Here is a 17,741-nt window from a genome sequence, read left to right as displayed (position 1 = left end):
AACTGCTTACACGAGTAGGATCCGTTAATCGCTTCAACAAGTCGCTTCCCTTCGGGGAAGTGGAATTAATGGAAACTGCTTACACGAGTAGGATCCGTTAATCGCTTCAACAAGTCGCTTCCCTTCGGGGAAGTGGAATTAATGGAAACTCAACGCCTATCGGCGGTATAGCTGTAGTTTAGCAGGGTCGCTTCCCTTCGGGGAAGTGGAATTAATGGAAACAAGGGATCCACACTTCGAACTGATCGCGCCCATCAAGGTCGCTTCCCTTCGGGGAAGTGGAATTAATGGAAACTAGACGCCCGCGACACAAAATATTCTTTATGAGGATGTCGCTTCCCTTCGGGGAAGTGGAATTAATGGAAACAATATGGCGGCGCTAGCAGCAGTGTCAAGGGCATGCGGGTCGCTTCCCTTCGGGGAAGTGGAATTAATGGAAACTTCTAAGGCTTGTTTCTCTGCACCACTAGCTCGCTTAGTCGCTTCCCTTCGGGGAAGTGGAATTAATGGAAACAACTAAATAAATAGTTCTCCTACCTTCACACCCAGGTGGTCGCTTCCCTTCGGGGAAGTGGAATTAATGGAAACTCTTCTACAATTAACCAGCGGTTATTGCAATAAACAAGTCGCTTCCCTTCGGGGAAGTGGAATTAATGGAAACAGTGGATTAATCGTGGGGACTATTTTGAACTGCAATAGTCGCTTCCCTTCGGGGAAGTGGAATTAATGGAAACTTTACTGATATAAGAGGCTCGAGGGGTAGCTCTAAGTCGCTTCCCTTCGGGGAAGTGGAATTAATGGAAACGGGTGTGGAGCGGGACGGCTTCTATCTCCCCCCACAGTCGCTTCCCTTCGGGGAAGTGGAATTAATGGAAACTCTCAAAGAACTCTACGCCTTCCCGATGGAAACGAGTAGTCGCTTCCCTTCGGGGAAGTGGAATTAATGGAAACCGTAAGTAGGTCGGCGTACAACTCTCCTAAAATAGGTCGCTTCCCTTCGGGGAAGTGGAATTAATGGAAACCCCGATTCTTGCTTAACACGGCCAATCCTGACGACTAGTCGCTTCCCTTCGGGGAAGTGGAATTAATGGAAACGAGAAAGTTACTACGTCGTCCTTGACCTGGCCAAAAGTCGCTTCCCTTCGGGGAAGTGGAATTAATGGAAACATGGTTCCCTCCATTGACAGTGTTATGGATCCCCTCGTCGCTTCCCTTCGGGGAAGTGGAATTAATGGAAACCAATTAGTCCTAGTGTAGATGAATGGTTAGACAGAGGTCGCTTCCCTTCGGGGAAGTGGAATTAATGGAAACTCCATTACCAAGTACTCCTAATACGCAACCAACTAAGTCGCTTCCCTTCGGGGAAGTGGAATTAATGGAAACAATCTCGCCATATGTTGCATTAAGCATAGGTTTGAGGTCGCTTCCCTTCGGGGAAGTGGAATTAATGGAAACTTCGTATAACAAACTTCTTGAGTGCGAACCCCTTCGAAGTCGCTTCCCTTCGGGGAAGTGGAATTAATGGAAACTTCCAAGACGGGATGCAATGCTTGCAAGAGCCTGCCAGTCGCTTCCCTTCGGGGAAGTGGAATTAATGGAAACTCCAGGAGATCGCCCTCAACCATAATTGGAAGGTTCAGTCGCTTCCCTTCGGGGAAGTGGAATTAATGGAAACTGAGGGTGGTGCTTCTTAATGTAATTGGGTCTTGCTGTCGCTTCCCTTCGGGGAAGTGGAATTAATGGAAACTATTTAGCCCTCTCTTGGGCAGTACCTGCTAAAGCAGTGTCGCTTCCCTTCGGGGAAGTGGAATTAATGGAAACACTACTTCGTTAATGGTGTGTGGCGTCAGGTTGACGAAGTCGCTTCCCTTCGGGGAAGTGGAATTAATGGAAACTAGCCTCTTTTGTCAGAGTGGCTACGGGGCACCGGGTCGCTTCCCTTCGGGGAAGTGGAATTAATGGAAACGATTACAGTAGGTAAGCTGTACAAACTGGCAATAAGTCGCTTCCCTTCGGGGAAGTGGAATTAATGGAAACTAGGCGTAGAGCACCCCGTTCAGCCTTGCTAGTGTTTGTCGCTTCCCTTCGGGGAAGTGGAATTAATGGAAACAGTCGTACCTTAGATAAATAAGCGCTAAAGCTAAGCGGTCGCTTCCCTTCGGGGAAGTGGAATTAATGGAAACATATAAGTCAAATATCTGATGATGTTCTTCCTCAAAGTCGCTTCCCTTCGGGGAAGTGGAATTAATGGAAACTGTTAGGCATTAGCTTGTCTGTCCCCAAGGGATGACCTGTCGCTTCCCTTCGGGGAAGTGGAATTAATGGAAACGATCCAGATTGATCCACCACAATCAGATTGCCATGCTGGTCGCTTCCCTTCGGGGAAGTGGAATTAATGGAAACAGACAGGCTGACAGATCGGCGTTGGGCAGCGTCGCGTTGCTTCCCCTCGGGGAAGTGGAATTAATGGAAAGAAAAATTAATGGAAACAAACCAAGTGATCCCCTTTCACTTCCAGCCAGTGCCCACCTGGATAATCGGGGCTACGGCTGCCTCGGTCTGCTTTTAAGAGCTGGATCCCGGCTTCTACCTGTTCAAAGGTGGGGTGGTGGGGCAACACCAGGGACAAAAACTGGAACATTACCTGCCGCTGCAGAGCCAAGGGGGCAGCCCGCAAGGGATCCCGTCGCAGCCCTGGCAAAGCGGGCTCATATACCTGTGGCCATAGCTGAGCTGCTTGAGCTACCACCAGCTCATGTTCTGCTTGCAGCAGTGTGGCAGCCCGATTCAGGGCCGCTTCCAGTTGCGGGTTGAAGTGCTGTTTCAAGTAAGGCATCACCTCTAGGCGGAGGCGGTTGCGGCCATGGGCCAGATCTTGGTTGCTGCGATCCGGCCAAACTGGCAATTGGTGCTGTTGGCAAAATTGCTCGGTTTCCCAACGGTATAGCTCCAGCAGGGGTCGCACCACTTGGGCAGAGGTGGGATCCCGGTCGTCTAGGTGCCGCTGCCAATCCAGGCTGCTCAGCCCGGCGGCTCCTGTTCCCCGCAACAAGTTCCACAAAAACGTCTCTGCTCGATCCGTGGCCGTATGCCCCATCACCACGGCGCTGCAATCCCAGATGCGGGCCCATTTGTCCAGTTGTTGGTAGCGCCAAGCCCTGGCCCCTGCCTCATCTCGGCGGATGGGATCCGCAGTCTCAACGGCATGAGGCAGTCCCTGCTGCTGCAGCCACCCCTGCAAAAAGCGAGCACACTCCGTTTCATCTGCCGACCAGCGGTGATCGCAATGCAAAACGAAGAGCTGCCAGCCCCAGCGAGGCTGTAGATCCCGCAGGATTTGGAGCAGGCAAAAAGAATCTTGCCCGCCCGAAAAAGCCACCAGCAGCCGCTGGCCAGGGTGAAGAAGTTGCCGCTGCCGAATGGCGCACTGTACCCGCAGGTGGAGAGGAGAGAGCCTGGCCACAGCTTGTTATTGCTCAGGTGCAACCCAGACCCTGCCTGCCTTCATGGGATCCCTTAGGCAAGAGCCCGGGTCAGATGAGAGGCCACCGCCTGCACAGCAGCAATGCTGCGTTCGTAGGCCATTCGGGTCGGCCCCAGCAAGGTGACGGTGCCCAGAGGAGCCGAGCGACGGTGGTAAGTGGAGGCGATAACCGTGCAGTGGTGCAGAGACTCCAGTGGATTCTCGCTGCCAATGTAGATGATCACCGGGATCTTGGGGGCAGGCTGTCCTGACTCTTGATCCATCTCCGTTGAGCTCGGCAGAGGAGGCAGATGCGCCAACTGCGGATCACCCCCATCGGCAAAATGGAGCCCGATCATCCCCTGCAGTTGCTTGGCTCCCTCCTCGATCAACTGCATCACCGCCTGCACCTGCCGGGCCTGGGAAAACTCCGGCTGACGCATCAACTCGGCCATGCCGGCACTGAACACCTGTCCCAGCGAGGGCTGCAGATACCGTTGCACCACCGAGCGCAGCAGTTGCTGCAGCCAATGGCTGTAGGTACGAAATTCTTCATCCAGTTTTAGCCAGCTCAGATCTTGCAGCTCGGCAAAGGTTTTGCCCCGCAGCTTCAGGGTGAGAAAGTTGCTGAGCAATTGCAGTTCATCTTCCAAATCCTCGCGGGAGTCGCTGGGCCAGTCGGGGGGGCTGACCAGAGCCGAATGGGTTTGATAAGAGTCGGTCACCACCAACACCATCACCCGCCCTGGCGCTACCGACACCAACTGCACATGATGAATGGCTACCACCGGCCCCTGAGGAGGGGTGATAAGAGCAATGCAACCGCTCAGATGGGCCAAAAGCTGGGCCACCCTTTGTAGGAGACTGTCCAAGTCATCTCCCAGCTCACGGCCAAGCTGATCCATCAACTGTTGCAGAGCGGGATGGGGATCCGGCTGAGGAGCATCGTGGGGGATCCCACCGCTGTTGGCAGAGGTCAACAAATCGTTGACATAAACCCGATAGCCAAAGTCGGAAGGAACCCGTCCGGCGGAGGTGTGAGGCTGAAACAGCAATCCCACTTGCTCAAGGGTGGCCAAGTCGTTGCGAATGGTGGCCGTGCTTACCCCAAAGTTGTAGGACTGGGCCAAGGTTCTGGAACCGACAGGTTCAGCCGTCGCAATGTAGCTACGCACTGTCGCCCAGAGAATCTTCCGCTGGCGGGGAGTCAGTTCGAGTTTCATAGCCGATCAAAAGAACCCAGTCAACACCTATCTATCTAAAGGGAAGTGCTAAACAGAGCCGGTAAATTGCTCCAGGGTAGACCAACTCAGGGTTGAGATACGAATCTAGACAAACTTTCGCGTCTAAATACATCTGTATGCATCTATTGTTACTCTTTCATGACGGGTTGCCCAGGAAGGGAGTCGCAACACCCAATGCCGAAAGAGGTTGAGGCTGTGGGTTGTGCAGGAGAAAGGGAAATCCCCTCTAGCCTAGACCCCTTTTTTTGCCCAGAGGTGATATAAAGTTGAGTCAACTCTAGGCCAACTGGGCCTGCTGCTGTCCCCCCTGTATCCTTTTGTATCTTTGAGGTTGTCCCGTGTACTTATCCCCCCAGGAGAAAGACAAGTTGTTGATCTACCTGGCTGCCCAGTTGGCTCGGGATCGGCGGCAGCGGGGCCTCAAACTCAATTACCCTGAGGCAGTGGCCTACTTGAGCGCAGCGGTTTTGGAGGGGGCGCGGGAAGGGAAAACGGTCGCCCAATTGATGAGCGAGGGGCTGACGTGGCTGACCCGCGAGGACGTAATGCCCGGGATCCCGGAGATGATCCCCGAAATCCAAGTGGAAGCCACCTTTCCCGACGGCACCAAGCTGGTTACCTTGCACCATCCCATTCGCTAGCGTCGGGGCTGCCCGCTTTCAGGGATCCCCCAGATGCTCCAAAGACCGAAAAACTTCAGGAGGTTGTCCCCATGCCCTCTGGCCGCAAATCCAAAACCACGCCTGGCGCCAACGCGGAGCCAGCCCTAATCCCAGGGGAACTGCTGCTGGCAGAGGATCCCATCCAGGCCAACGTCGGGCGGGCCACCGTGACGCTAGAGGTCACCAACCGAGGGGATCGGCCCGTTCAGGTGGGATCCCATTTTCACTTTTTCGAGGTGAACCGGGCCCTGGTTTTCGATCGCGCCGCCAGCTTTGGCATGCGCCTCAACATTCCTTCCGGCAATGCGGTGCGTTTTGAGCCAGGCCAAACCCATCGGGTGACGCTGGTGGCTTTGGGGGGCAAGGGGTTGGTGCATGGCTTCAATCGGCTCACGGAGGGTACGGTACGCTCTGCCGCCCAAAAGCGGCTGGCCCTGGCCCGATTGGAGGAGTGGATGGGTCAAGCAGCCAATCCCTAGGGAGTACCGCCCCCCCCAAGTGTGCAGCTTTGGGCAGCCGTGCCAAGGTTCAACCCCATCCCCGTCTCCGCTCAGATTCAGGACAGTAGGGCTATCCTATTTCTCCCCTAGGAGCGGGCAGATGTCAGAACGCGAGACTATCTTGTGGATGTGGGTGCAAGGCTTGGGGCTAAATCTTTCTGGGTTGGCGCTGTTGGCAGCAGCAGGCACCGCCTTTGGGCCTCTCAGTTGGACAGGTGCGACGGTGGCGGTGATGTTGAAGCTCATTGGAGATGGCCAACTGCTGCGGAGCTACTGGCTCTGGCGAAGCCGGCGACAACAGAGGGGATCCCAGCCCGTCAGCTCAGCAGCGGCAGTGCTCCAGAGTCAGGCTTGAGACAATCGCCAGCCCTTGTTCGGTCTCCGACCCAATAAAGCCAACTTAACCCTCCCTAGTCTCTCTTCCGAAGGGGGGAGGGAAGCTTGAGCTCACGGCTGTCTGGAGATGATAGCCCTCGGAAACCCTGTGGATCCTTGGGGCCCGGAGCTTTATCTCGGCTTTGGATCTGATCTGGATCTGAGTCCCCTCCGGCACCGGTAAGCCTCATTGCAGGTGAGCCACGGTCACTCCAGTACCGCCGTCTTCGGGATCAGCGGCTGAAAAACGCTGAACGCGGGGGTGATTTTGCAAGTAAGCTTGTACGCCGGCCCGCAAGCGCCCTGTGCCGTGGCCGTGGATGATCCAGACAGGGCCGGGGGGAGCTTGGGCAAAGTGCTGTTCCAAAATGGCCTCGGCCTCGGCAACGGTTTTTCCCCTCAGATCGAGGGTGTTCTGACTGGTGCGCAGGTTCAGGGGAGCTGTGGCTGCAGGGGAGGGAGGTGGGGCTTTGGGGCGTTGGCGCTGCTTGGCCTGGTGTTCGTCAATGGGATCCAACTGCCCCCGTGGCACTGTGAATTTGAGGATGCCGCTGCGCACTACATATACATCTCCTTCGATGGCGATCACCTCTCCCGTCTGCCCCAAGCCTCTCAGCCGCACCCGATCTCCCACCTCTGGCACAAACTCCATATCCACAGGCGGCGGTGGGGGAGAGTAGCGCTGCTGGATTTGCGCCAGCTCGGCAGTAATGCGTTGGGGATCCTCTCCCTGCTGCAATTTGCGGATGGCGGCAGCCACTTCCTGACGGGCAGCAGCCAACAGGGCTTGCAGTTCTTGGTTTTGCTTCTGCTCCAGCCGGGCTTCTCGCTCGGCGATTTGGCGGCTACGCTGTTGCATTTGTTGATATAGGCTCTCCAGCTCTCGATGCAGGGATCCCACCTGGGCCGCCCGCTCTTCCAATTGAGCTCGCTGCGCTTCCAGCCCGGCAATCACCTGATCCACCTGGCTTTCCCCCTGCAGGTGCTGCTGGGCCCGCCGCAGAATCTCTGGATCCAACTGCAGCCGTTGAGCAATGGTCAAGGCATTGGAGCGGCCTGGGATCCCCCACAAAAGGCGATAGGTGGGGGCCAGGGTGACCTCATCAAACTCCACCGAGGCATTTTCAAAGCAGGGATGTTGGTATTTCAGGGCCTTCAACTCGCCGTAGTGGGTGGTGGCCAGGGTGAGCAGCGCCTTTTCCGAGAGATACTCCAACAGCCCAGCCGCCAGGGCAGCGCCTTCGGTGGGATCCGTGCCCGCCCCCACCTCATCCAACAGGACAAGGGCCGGCTCTGGAGTGGACTGCAGGGCCTGTACCATGCGGCTGATGCGGCGGATGTGCCCTGAAAAGGTGGAGAGATTTTGTTGCAGCGATTGTTCGTCCCCAATGTCGGCGTAAACCCTGTCGAACCAAGGCAGTTGGGGCGGATCTTGAGCCGGCAGGAAGATCCCCGCCTTGGCCATGAGCACCAACAGCCCCAGGGTTTTCAAGGCAACGGTTTTGCCGCCGGTGTTGGGGCCGGTGATGACTACGACCCGAATCGAGTCCGAGAGGGTGAAGTCGATAGGGACAACAGCAGAGCCTTGACCCTCCGAAGGGGCAGCGGCGCGAGATTGCCAGAGCAGCAGGGGGTGCTTGGCCTGACGCAGGCGCAATCCTGCCGAGACAAACTGGGGACGATTGCCGTCCAGCCAGAGGCTGTAGCGACCCCGAGCCAGAGCCACATCCAACCCCACCATCACCCCCTGCAAATGCTCCAGATCGGTGGCGACGGAGGCCACCTGAGCCGAGAGCGCGGCTAAGATCCGCTCTTCCTCCGCCTGAATCTGAACTTGGGTTTCTCGCCAGCGGTTGCCCAGTTCCACCACAGCGTAGGGCTCCACATAGAGGGTGGCTCCACTGGCAGAGCTGTCATGCACAATGCCGCGGATGAGATCCCGATGGGTGGCCTTGACCATCAGGACAAACCGTCCCTGCCGCTGGCCGATCAGGTTGTCCTGCAGCGCCTGGGGGTACTGGCTCATCAACTGTTGCAGGCGCTCCTGGATCTGGCTGCGCTGTTGCCGTTGCTGCTGGCGCAGATTGGCAAGGGCAGGGCTGGCGCTGTCCCGCACCTCGCCATGTTCCTCCAGGCAGCGGAAGATCTCCTGCTCCAGCTCCGGGTAGGTGCGCAGGGTGCTCACCCAAGTTTGCAAGCGTGGCAGATGGTCGTGGTCGTCGATCAGACGACGAATGCGGCGGGCCGCCCCCAGAGTTGTAGCAATCTGCACCAGCTCTTCCCCGCTCAGGATCCCCCCCCGTTCAGCCCGTTCCAAAGCCGGCAGCAGGTTGTGGATCCCTGCCATGGAAAGGCCCCCCGCCTGTGTGCGATCGAGGCGGATCGCTTCCTCAGTCTGATCGAGGTAGGCTTCGCTATCGGCGCGGCTCTGCCAGGGATCCAGCTCTAGGCAGGCACGACGGCCCAAGGGTGTGGCAGCAAAGGTGGCCAAGTGTTGACAGAGGCGGGGCCACTCCAACAATTCCAAAGTTTCTTGCCCTTCGTCTTGGCGGGCCGTAGGCCCTGGGGAGGGATCGGGCTTGGAAAAGACTGGCAGCGGGTGCAAGGTGGGGACGGTGGGCATTAACCATTCAGCGATGCAAAGAACCCTGGAGACGCAGTTGCTTCATCTCCTGCAAAAACTGCCGTTGGTACTTGAGGAAGGCCGTGTGCCACTCGCGGAAGCGACGCTCGCCATCCCGCACCAGCATCTGCCGGTACTGCTCTGAGTTGAGGCGGGGCCGAGCAAAAGATGAGTCCATAGGGATTGGGGATGCTCTCTATCTTATTGTGGCAGGCTCTGGGTCGGCTTCCACAGATGGCTTTTGGTGGGAGGGGCGTGCCGATGACGGTGCCGTTGCCTCACGCGCTGGCTCTGGTGATCTTTACCAGAAAAACTGGGTCCAAAGCCCTGCCCTACCGCTGCCCGGTTCGCCTTAGCAAGTGGGCCAGTTGAGGAGTACACCAACCGACTTGTCCTACGGAGGGTGGGAAAGCGCCTTCAGCGGCAGTTGAATTGCATTCGCGGCCATACTGTTCCGTTCCGTCAAGCTTGCCATACTGAAGGAAATCGCTGCACTCAAAACACTCAAGATCCGTGCGCAAACGAGTTACCCTTATCTTCCCCCGCCATTTGGTGAATGTGCCCCTCACCTATCGGTTGGCCAAAGACTTCGATGTGGCTGCCAATATCGTGCGCGCCAGGGTAGCCCCCAACGAAGTGGGTACTTTGGTGGTGGAGCTGTCAGGGGATATCGACCAGGTGGAAGCAGGATTGGAATGGGTACAGTCTTTGGGCATTGAGGTGACAGAACGGGCCAAGGAAATTCAGATTGACCCAGACTTGTGTGTGGATTGCGGATTGTGTACGGGAGTTTGCCCAACCGAGGCCCTGAAGATTTCTGCTCCCAACTGGAAGCTGGAGTTCTCCCGCAACCGCTGCGTCATGTGCGAACAGTGCGTACCCACCTGCCCCGTTGGGGCGATCAGCACCAGTTTGTAGTCAGTTGGCCGAGTTACCGACTTCCTTCAGCCGACAAATCTCTTCACAATGCCGTTAACAATGCTGTTAGACTTGTTGGACACAGGTCAAATAGCTGCAGGACGCACTCGACATGGCTTCTACTCCATCGTTGATCGGGTTAACTTATGCCGGTTTGGCTGTTCTCTATCTGCTGGTGCTGCCTCTGTTGTCTCTGCTGTATGTGGACAAACGCTGGACTTCAGGCAGTGCTTGGGAAAAGGTGTTGATGTTTTTCTTGGTCTTGTTTTTCTTTCCCGGCATGGTGCTCTTGGCTCCCTTCATGACGTTCCGGCCCAAGCCCCGGTCGCTGTAAGGTCGGCCGTTTGTCGGTTCACTGAGCCATGCGCAGATTGGATGTTCTTGCTATAGGCTTAGCCCTGCTGTTGGGGGGAGGGATCCTCTATGGCCTGCTGCTTTGGGCGGGCTTGGATACGGGGGCTGCGCAGCAGATATCGAGCGTGGTGCTCCTGCTGGCTTGCTTGGGGTGGACTTTTGGCTACCTGAGGCGGGTGCTGCGGGGGGAAATGACCCTGAAGGCTCAGTGGGCCAGCTTTGAGACCCAGCAACTTCAAGAGAAACTCCACTCGCTGTCTCCAGAAGAGTGGCAGGCCCTGCAAGCTGAATTGGAAAGCGAGAAAGAAGGGATCCCAGATTGAATTGAGCAAGACAAACGTTGAGGCCGTCGGACAGGCCGCACCCAGAAATGGGCTGTCGGCTGCTGGGGATCCGGATTTAATCCGGATTTAATTTGTAGAGTGTTGGGCCTAAACAGCAGCACTTGTATATCCGGTCACCATTTGCTCCTCTTAAGGATGCTACATTGCGCCTTGCACAAGATTCTGACGTATAACGGATCATCAAGTGGTGCAAGCCTTCGCCTTCCCTTCTACTCACATCTCTCCATCTACGGTGAGCAAAACCATACTGCTAGCTCAGGGCCAGCCCTCGCAAATTCATCTCTGGAAGTTGGCGCTGGAGTCTCAGGGGCACTCTGTGGTGCTGGTTTCCCCGCGTGAAGATCTGCTGGAGGTGGCAGCAAGTCAGCCTCTGGATTTGGATCTGATGGTGGTGGACATGACGACGGGGCTGTTTAACCCCTATGCCTTTTGTCGAGAGTGCCAAAGTAAGCTGCCCAACATCCCTGTGATCCTGACTCATCACCCCCGTCGCCACATCGAGCCTGCAGAGCGGCGCTGGGCAATTTATCAGGGGGCAGCAGATGTGATCCCCGGCTTGGCAGAGGCCGACGATATTCTCCACTCCCTCGAACGAATTTACGAGGCTGCCAGGTGGTTTTTGCCTATTGACACGGCGGCACTCTACAGGGCTCTGGAGCAAGCGGGCGTATGGCCTGGGGAGGTCAGCCGTACATCTTCTTCCACCACTCCCCCGCAGCCGATCGCGCACTCCCCCACCGCCCCTCCACAACCCATCACGGCGGAAGGGGATCCAGGGCAGAAAGACTTGACCCCGCAGGTGAAGTACCGATTGATGTACCGGGGTCGCCCTGTCGGTTGAGCACGTTTTCTCGCACTGTCTTGCTCTGCCAGGGTTGAACTGCTAAGAGAAGGTCAGCGCAACACTAGGGCTAGAGTAGCCCCTTGGGATCCCGTCTCGACCAACCGCAATTCCCCTCCATGGGCCTGCAGGATACGCTTGGCGATGTATAGCCCTAGACCTCCTGAGCCGGTTGGGTAGTGGTGGCCGGCAATGTGAATGGGCTGGGTCACATAGGGTTGGGCCAACTCTTCCAGAGGGGCGGGTAGGCCGGGGCCATCATCCTGCACCTGGATCTGGCGGGGGCTGACAGTGAGCACCACTGCATGGCGTGCATAGCGCAAGGCATTGTCCACCAGATTCACCAGCGCCCGCTCCAGCTCTGCCTCATCGGCGTTGCCCCACCCTTCCCCTTCCACTCGCAGGTCGATCCCCCGTTCTTGGGCCAGGGATCCCATGCGCTCGGCCACCCTTCTGGCTAGGGATCCCAGATCGCAAGGCCGAGGATGCAGCTCGATCTCTCCCCGCTCCAGGCGGTGGGCCTCCACCATTTTCTGCACCAGCGAGAGATTGTGTTGGTTTTCCTGCAGGATGCGATCCAGCAGAGCGCGACGTTGCTCCGGATCGAGCTGTTGATCCTGTTTGAAGGCGCTCAGCAGGTGCCCAAAGGCGATGAGGGGAGTTTTCAGGTCGTGAACCAGGGTGGCGGTAAAGGCTTCTCGCCGCATTTGGTCGATCTGGATCTGGCGCAGCAACTGGGCAAAGGCCTGCCGCAAGATCAGGGCTTCCTGGGGATCCCCGGGGCGGAGCAGCAGATTCCAACGGGCAGGCTGGTTGATCAAGGTTTCCAAATGGGCCAACTCGCGGGCCAGCAGGGTGAGGGGGCGCAAAATCATGGAGGACAGAGCATAGCCCACCACCGCCGATAGCACCGCCAGCAACGGGATCCACAGCAGCAGCAGAAGGATCCCTTCAGCGCTGAACTGCGTGTCGGGCCAGATCCACTCCACTGACAGGATGAAAACCAAGTTGGGGACAAACGAAAGGCTGGCAATGACCAATGCCACCTGGGTGCGCAGGCTGTGGGGAAAGCGGCGGCGCCAAAACTCAAGTAGGCGGAGTAGTTGCTGTTTCAAACTCGGTGTGCTCGCTTTGACAAGACCTGCTTGAATAGTGAACCAACCGTAGGCAAAGAATAAACATCCCCTCACGGTCAAGGCTGAAGAGTTCTTTCCTAGGTCTTAGAATGACCGTTATGTCTTGAGCCGCTTCATCCCCATGAATAAAGAAGGATGCCGTAACCCCAGCTTTTAGGATACCCAGCTACCCCATTCTTTAGAGAAGCCGCGCCGTATTCCGGTTGGCAAAGCTGTGGACATCACGGCAAAGAAAGACAGCTTGATCCCCAGGCGTAACCAACGTTGAGCAATCATAGTCGTTTCAGGTTAGGGTGAGGCGCCTGGGCCATTGAGAAAAGCCTTTGGCCGCATGCATTATTGCTCGGCAACGCTGACGCGACGACGCGACCAACGTTTTGGGTGTAGTGTCCCAGTTTGGGTCAAAGGACTACAAGTTCAACAGATCAAGATCGAGGGGCAGAGCGGAGCTCTCAAGCTCCTGAGGCATGAAAAAACCCCTGGGAGTCTGTCCGTGTTTCGACCCCAGAGGCTTCTTCTCTTCACTCCTCACCACTATTGAGCGTAGCCGCCCTTTGAAAGGCTGTCAAGCACTTTCCCATTGGGGTTGGCGTGTGGGAAATTGGGCCAGGGTGGCGCTGCCGTATAGGATCATCTGCTGGGGCTGTAAGTTCACCCGATCGACCCGCAGCTCAGTGCCGCGCAAGGCCAGCCGATCCAAATCCAGAAGCCCATTCAGGCAATCTACCAAGGCCCGGCTCAAGGCCAGCTCCTCTTCTGTGCCGCCTGCAAACACCGGATCTGTAAAGCGGATGCGACGCCGCTCCAGCACCTCAACTTGGGCGGAAAAACCGACGCGGAAAGCCCTGGCTTCTCCCTGCTGTACGTTTGCCTGCAATTCCAGTCGCCGTGCCGGGGTGATGCTGATATGGACGTGATGGAAGGATAGGGGGCTGCCATCCTGTCCCACCAGGGCCAGCCTGTTCAGCACAAAAGGTGTGTTAAACGATTGCACCAGATCGTCTTGGCTCAGCACCACACGCATCGTGGCCTGTACCGGCTGGCGCAGTTTGATCTTCCCCTGCCAAATTTGGCTGAAATCGATGGCCACCGCGTTGCAAAACAGCTCTAGGGCCGAAAGCCTCAGGCCGTTGTACATCTGCAAGTGCTGGCCCAACAACTCAAAGCTATCAATACGACCCTGCAACAGTTTGGCAACAGGCTCCACCCGTACGCGCGCTTCTAGTCGCTCTGCCTGCTTAAAGAGGGCGCGAATGGCTGCGCTTACCCCCCGACTGACCCAATCGACAGCCATGGGATTCTGGAGGGAAAGTTGGGGCAGGAGTCCTGTAGCCATGGGACAAGGTGAAGTTCGCCTACAGGGATCATAACCAACCATTAAGAAAAGTTACAACCTCCGCCGACGGAGAGGCTGTTCTCTCAGGAGTAGGTGCGTCCTTCCTGCATGGCCGAGCGGGCCACGGCTGCGATCCCCTGGTCGGTGGCGCGGGGCAGATGAAAGTACCGTCCGCCCGCCAATTCCGCCAGTTCGGCGCTGAAGCCGGTGGTTACAAAGCGGCTTTGGGAGTCGATCAAGAGCAGCTTCAACCCCAGGGCGCGGATGCGCAGGGCAATCTCCCGCAGCTCCTGCTTCAGGTCGATGGGATCCGTTCCCGACTGGGGTTTGCCATCGCTCCGTCCCAAAGAGCGGCTGAGGGGGATGTTGCCCCGACCATCGGTGAGGGCCACCAGCATCACCTGGCCCACGTCGCCGGCAGCACGGGCATTGACTCCCATCCGCACGGCTTGGGTGAGGGCATGGGCAAGAGGGGATCCCCCGCCGCAGGGCAGAGATTCCAAACGGCGGCGGGCCAGCTCAATGGAGCGGGTGGGGGGCAGCAGCACTTCGGCAGTTTCTCCACGAAAGGCGATGAGGGCCACCTTGTCGCGGTTCTGGTAGGCTTCTGTGAGCAGGCGCAGGGCCGCTCCTTTGGCCGCTTGCATGCGGTTGAGGGCCATGGAGCCGGAGGCATCCACCACAAAGATCACCAGGGCTCCGGCCTTGCGAACCAGCTTTTTGGCGCGGATATCGCTCGGTTCCACGACGACGGCGCGTCCCGGTTGTCGCTGGCGGCGGCTCTTCTGGTAGGGAGCAGCGGCTCGCAAGGTGGCATCGACGGCAATGCGGGGGTTGGATCCCTGGGGCAGGATGGGCTTGATGTAACGGCCCCGGTCGGCGCTGAACACCAGGCTGCGGGATCCCGTTTTCCCCTGTTGGTTGAGGGACTGGGCAAAGGCCAGCAGGCGCGGGTCGAGGGCAATGCGCTCCGGCTCGAAGAAAAACTCTTCCGGCAGACTCAGGTTTTCCGGTTGGGGATCCGTTTCCTCTCTATCTTCCCCATCCTTGTCGGGATCCGGCGGCGGGGGATCCGACTGTTGGGATGGTGGCGGGGGGGGAGGCGGGGGCTGGTCGGGGTCGTAACGGGCGCGGGGCAGCAGCACCAGCTGCACGGCCTGCTGCAGATCCTCGGCCAGGAGGCGATCCCGCCCCTCCAGCGCCGCCAGGGCACAGGCGGCTCGCAGGGCAAATTGTTCTCCCCGGTGCCCTTGGACGTTGCCGCGGATGGCCTCTTGCACCAGGTAGTGGATCTGTTCCCGCTGGGGTTTGACCTGGGGCAGCCACTCCCGCGCCAGGAGGATGCGGGTGCGGATTTCCTCCAGTTCCGCCTGGTGCTCGGCCAGGAAGGGCTCGGGAGCATCGACAAATTGCGTTGCCCGTTGGACAATTTCCCCTCGCTCTTCTAGGCTCAGCTCCTGCCCCACCGGCACCACCAGTGCCAGGCGATCCAGCAGGTGGGGGCGCAGGGATCCCTCTTCGGGGTTGTAGGTGGCCACCAGCAGGGGCCGGCAGGGGTGTTGCAGGCTGATCCCTTCCCGCTCCAGGCGATTCACCCCATCGCCCACCACCGTCAGCAGCAGATCGGCAATTGAGTCATCCAGCAGGTTGATGTCGTCCACGTACAGCACACCCCGGTGGGCGGCAGCCAGCAGCCCCGGCTGAAAGACGGTTTCTCCCCGCTCCACCGAAGCTCCCACATCCACGGATCCCAGCAGCCGATCTTCGGTCACGCCCAGGGGAATCTGGACAAAGGGGGGCGATATCACTTGGGTGGGCGGCACCTCTCCGGCTGGGTAGCGAGCCTTGGCCCAGTCCGACCAGGTGTCCGGTCGCGCCGGATCGTCGTTGCAATAGGATCCCGCAATCACCTCGATGGGCGGTAGCAAGGCGTGGATCCCTCTGGCTAAAACCGACTTGGCCGTGCCACGCGGCCCCACCAGCACCACCCCCCCTAGGCTGGGATCCACTGCTGCCAGCAGCAGAGCCAGCTTGGCCGCCTGCTGCCCCACTACAGCGGTGAGGGGAAAGGTACAAGGGGCGGATAGAGTTGCGGATCCCATGGGTAAAGCTTGGCGATCAAGATCCAATCGGGCCGATTCGCAGCGGACAGGGAGCTGCACACCCCAGTCTATCGCTTTAGGGAGTTCCCCGAGCGCTCCGCGCCGCTGACGCGACCACCCTAAATCCCTCTCCCAAGGGAGGTGGGCCGGAATCCAGGCCGCCAACGGCTTCACGGCGACTGGGAATGCTCCGGGTGGGCTACTGCCGTTTGGTGGTCATCTCTGCTCAAGATGGGCATTGCTTCAGCGGGTTGCAATCATCACGTGCTTGGTGATTTGGTAGTCGCGCACCGCCTCTGCCGAGAGATCTTTGCCAAATCCCGACTGCTTGAAGCCGCCATGGGGGGCCTCAGAGGCAATGGGAATATGGTCGTTGATCCAGACGGTGCCGAACTCTAGATCGGCGGCCAACTTCATCGCTCGTCCGATGTCCTGAGTCCACACAGAAGCCGCCAGCCCGTATAGGACGTCATTGCCCAGGCGTAGCGCTTCCGCTTCTTCACGAAACGAGCCGAGCGTGAGAACCGGCCCAAAAACCTCACTCTGTACGATCTCCGCCTTTTGATCAACATTGGCAATCACCGTGGGTTCATAGTAGTAGCCTTGGGCAAACTGGGAAGGGATCCGACCGCCGGTCAGCACCTTGGCTCCCTCTGCTTTGGCCCGCTCCACAAATCCCATCACCCGCTCCCGCTGGACTGCCGAGACCAAAGGCCCCATCTCCACCCCGGCCTCAAAGGGGGATCCCACCGTTACTTTGCGCATGGCTTCTACAATGGCCTCTTGCGCCTGCGCCAGCTTGCTCTCGTGCACATAGACGCGGGTGGCTGCCGTACAGTCTTGGCCGGTATTGACGGTGGCAGCAAATGTGGCCTTGGCAGCAACGGTCTCTACGTCCGCATCCTCGAAGACGATAAACGGCGCTTTGCCCCCCAGTTCCAAATGCACCCGCTTCAGGGTATCTGCCGCTGTCCGCATCACCTGCTTGCCGGTGGCGGTAGAGCCGGTAAGGCTGACCATGCGCACCTGGGGGTGCTCCACCAGGGCTTGGCCGGTGGCATTGCCTCCGGTAACGATATTGACTACCCCGGGCGGGATCCCAGCCTCGGCGATCAGTTCTCCCAGCATCAGGGTGGTCAGGGGGGTGGCAGGAGCGGGCTTGAGCACCACCGTACAGCCGGCGGCCAGGGCGGGGCCGATCTTCCAGACGGCCATCATCAGCGGATAGTTCCAGGGGGTAATTTGAGCGCACACCCCCACCGGCTCTTTGCGAAAGAGGGAGGTGTAGCCCTTGGCATATTCCCCGGCGCTAAAGCCATGGATGTCGCGGGCGGCAGCGGCGAAGAAACGCAGATTATCCACCGCAAACGGCAAATCTCCCCCTAAGCTGAGGAACTCGTAGGGCTTGCCGGTGTTTTCCGATTCCACACGAGCCAGTTCTGGGGCACGAGCCTCGATCAGATCTGCCAATTTCCAGAGGGCCAGGGATCGCTCGCCGGGGGTAAGTTTCGACCAACGGCCATCGTAGAAAGCGGTCTGGGCAGCTTGCACCGCCCGATCCACATCGGCAGGGCTAGCATCCACCACCTCTGCCAGTTTCTCGCCGGTGGCCGGGTTCTCGATGGTCATCAACCCCCCCCCTTGGCTATCGACCCATTGGCCGTCGATCCAGAGTTTGTAGGCCATAGCGATGTCCTCAACAGCTTGGTGAAATGGCTCTCCCCATTGTGCCGAATCTTTTTGGCTCGGCTTGAATCATAAGCTTCAATGAACTACCCCACCGCATAGGCGGATGGGGTTTCCCCATCCCCTTGACGGCAGGATTTTAGTCTCTTCCTCTGCC

Annotated in this window: 15 protein-coding genes and 1 CRISPR repeat array; of the genes, 7 read left to right on the top strand and 8 right to left on the bottom strand. The window is 58.2% G+C overall.

Going from position 1 to position 17,741, the window contains the following annotated elements:
• Positions 1-40: 40 nt before the first annotated feature.
• A CRISPR array of direct repeats spans positions 41-2,474; the repeat unit is 36 nt; unit sequence GTCGCTTCCCTTCGGGGAAGTGGAATTAATGGAAAC.
• Between the two features lie 5 nt (positions 2,475-2,479).
• Positions 2,480-3,463, bottom strand: a complete 984-nt coding sequence (tilS, locus tag NW816_RS13745) for a tRNA lysidine(34) synthetase TilS (protein ID WP_414409523.1) — start codon at positions 3,461-3,463, stop codon at positions 2,480-2,482.
• Between the two features lie 53 nt (positions 3,464-3,516).
• Positions 3,517-4,686, bottom strand: a complete 1,170-nt coding sequence (locus NW816_RS13740) for an HrcA family transcriptional regulator (RefSeq protein ID WP_414409522.1) — start codon at positions 4,684-4,686, stop codon at positions 3,517-3,519.
• Positions 4,687-5,045: 359 nt separating this feature from the next.
• Here NW816_RS13740 and NW816_RS13735 point away from each other — a divergent pair, with 359 nt between their 5' ends.
• The 3 genes from NW816_RS13735 (at position 5,046) to NW816_RS13725 (ending at position 6,224) form a co-directional block, all read left to right on the top strand.
• A complete protein-coding gene (locus NW816_RS13735) occupies positions 5,046-5,348 on the top strand; it encodes an urease subunit gamma (RefSeq protein ID WP_011433938.1) in 303 nt (100 codons plus the stop codon).
• 71 nt (positions 5,349-5,419) lie between these two features.
• Positions 5,420-5,848, top strand: coding sequence for an urease subunit beta (locus tag NW816_RS13730; RefSeq protein ID WP_414409521.1), 429 nt, complete (start codon positions 5,420-5,422; stop codon positions 5,846-5,848).
• A 121-nt stretch (positions 5,849-5,969) separates the two neighbouring features.
• The gene (locus NW816_RS13725; RefSeq protein WP_414357571.1) at positions 5,970-6,224 is read left to right on the top strand and encodes a hypothetical protein; all 255 of its coding nucleotides are present in this window, start codon (positions 5,970-5,972) and stop codon (positions 6,222-6,224) included.
• Positions 6,225-6,431: 207 nt separating this feature from the next.
• On the opposite strand, the gene NW816_RS13720 is transcribed toward NW816_RS13725, so the two are convergent.
• Together NW816_RS13720 and NW816_RS13715 are read right to left on the bottom strand one after the other, a co-directional pair.
• Positions 6,432-8,867, bottom strand: a complete 2,436-nt coding sequence (locus NW816_RS13720) for an endonuclease MutS2 (RefSeq protein ID WP_414409520.1) — start codon at positions 8,865-8,867, stop codon at positions 6,432-6,434.
• A 7-nt stretch (positions 8,868-8,874) separates the two neighbouring features.
• The gene (locus NW816_RS13715) at positions 8,875-9,045 is read right to left on the bottom strand and encodes a hypothetical protein (protein WP_414357569.1); all 171 of its coding nucleotides are present in this window, start codon (positions 9,043-9,045) and stop codon (positions 8,875-8,877) included.
• Positions 9,046-9,380: 335 nt separating this feature from the next.
• On the opposite strand from NW816_RS13715, the gene NW816_RS13710 reads away from it, so the two are divergent.
• From NW816_RS13710 to NW816_RS13695, 4 genes are all read left to right on the top strand, one after another.
• Complete coding sequence (locus NW816_RS13710; RefSeq protein ID WP_414409519.1) at positions 9,381-9,785, top strand: NIL domain-containing protein; 405 nt, start codon at positions 9,381-9,383, stop codon at positions 9,783-9,785.
• A gap of 112 nt (positions 9,786-9,897) precedes the next feature.
• Positions 9,898-10,119: an NAD(P)H-quinone oxidoreductase subunit L gene (gene ndhL / locus NW816_RS13705; RefSeq protein WP_011433942.1), complete on the top strand. Its 222-nt coding sequence runs from the start codon at positions 9,898-9,900 to the stop codon at positions 10,117-10,119.
• 28 nt (positions 10,120-10,147) lie between these two features.
• On the top strand, positions 10,148-10,462 hold the full coding sequence (locus tag NW816_RS13700) for a DUF3007 family protein (RefSeq protein ID WP_414357568.1): 315 nt from the start codon (positions 10,148-10,150) through the stop codon (positions 10,460-10,462).
• 253 nt (positions 10,463-10,715) lie between these two features.
• Complete coding sequence (locus tag NW816_RS13695; protein WP_414357567.1) at positions 10,716-11,324, top strand: response regulator; 609 nt, start codon at positions 10,716-10,718, stop codon at positions 11,322-11,324.
• A gap of 53 nt (positions 11,325-11,377) precedes the next feature.
• Here the strand turns inward: NW816_RS13695 and NW816_RS13690 are convergent, their stop codons facing one another.
• The 4 genes from NW816_RS13690 to NW816_RS13675 form a co-directional block, all read right to left on the bottom strand.
• The gene (locus tag NW816_RS13690; RefSeq protein WP_414409518.1) at positions 11,378-12,439 is read right to left on the bottom strand and encodes a sensor histidine kinase; all 1,062 of its coding nucleotides are present in this window, start codon (positions 12,437-12,439) and stop codon (positions 11,378-11,380) included.
• Positions 12,440-13,025: 586 nt separating this feature from the next.
• Positions 13,026-13,754, bottom strand: coding sequence for a DUF2993 domain-containing protein (locus tag NW816_RS13685; protein ID WP_414390715.1), 729 nt, complete (start codon positions 13,752-13,754; stop codon positions 13,026-13,028).
• Between the two features lie 125 nt (positions 13,755-13,879).
• On the bottom strand, positions 13,880-15,898 hold the full coding sequence (gene bchD, locus NW816_RS13680; RefSeq protein ID WP_414409517.1) for a magnesium chelatase ATPase subunit D: 2,019 nt from the start codon (positions 15,896-15,898) through the stop codon (positions 13,880-13,882).
• 243 nt (positions 15,899-16,141) lie between these two features.
• Complete coding sequence (locus NW816_RS13675) at positions 16,142-17,584, bottom strand: gamma-aminobutyraldehyde dehydrogenase (protein ID WP_414409516.1); 1,443 nt, start codon at positions 17,582-17,584, stop codon at positions 16,142-16,144.
• Between the last annotated feature and the right edge of the window lie 157 nt (positions 17,585-17,741).

This window comes from Synechococcus sp. W55.1 (genome assembly GCF_047461655.1).
In the GTDB taxonomy this organism is placed as follows: Bacteria; Cyanobacteriota; Cyanobacteriia; order Thermostichales; family Thermostichaceae; genus Thermostichus.
This window is presented reverse-complemented; position numbering and strand designations above follow the sequence as displayed.

What these genes read in the sequence shown, in the direction of transcription:
- NW816_RS13700 (WP_414357568.1), top strand. Translation starts at nt 10,148, where the DNA reads ATGCGCAGATTGGATGTTCTTGCTATAGGCTTAGCCCTGCTGTTGGGG.
- NW816_RS13685 (WP_414390715.1), bottom strand. Translation starts at nt 13,754, where the DNA reads ATGGCTGTCGATTGGGTCAGTCGGGGGGTAAGCGCAGCCATTCGCGCC.
- NW816_RS13740 (WP_414409522.1), bottom strand. Translation starts at nt 4,686, where the DNA reads ATGAAACTCGAACTGACTCCCCGCCAGCGGAAGATTCTCTGGGCGACA.
- ndhL (WP_011433942.1), top strand. Translation starts at nt 9,898, where the DNA reads ATGGCTTCTACTCCATCGTTGATCGGGTTAACTTATGCCGGTTTGGCT.
- NW816_RS13715 (WP_414357569.1), bottom strand. Translation starts at nt 9,045, where the DNA reads ATGGACTCATCTTTTGCTCGGCCCCGCCTCAACTCAGAGCAGTACCGG.
- bchD (WP_414409517.1), bottom strand. Translation starts at nt 15,898, where the DNA reads ATGGGATCCGCAACTCTATCCGCCCCTTGTACCTTTCCCCTCACCGCT.
- NW816_RS13675 (WP_414409516.1), bottom strand. Translation starts at nt 17,584, where the DNA reads ATGGCCTACAAACTCTGGATCGACGGCCAATGGGTCGATAGCCAAGGG.
- NW816_RS13725 (WP_414357571.1), top strand. Translation starts at nt 5,970, where the DNA reads ATGTCAGAACGCGAGACTATCTTGTGGATGTGGGTGCAAGGCTTGGGG.
- NW816_RS13720 (WP_414409520.1), bottom strand. Translation starts at nt 8,867, where the DNA reads ATGCCCACCGTCCCCACCTTGCACCCGCTGCCAGTCTTTTCCAAGCCC.
- NW816_RS13730 (WP_414409521.1), top strand. Translation starts at nt 5,420, where the DNA reads ATGCCCTCTGGCCGCAAATCCAAAACCACGCCTGGCGCCAACGCGGAG.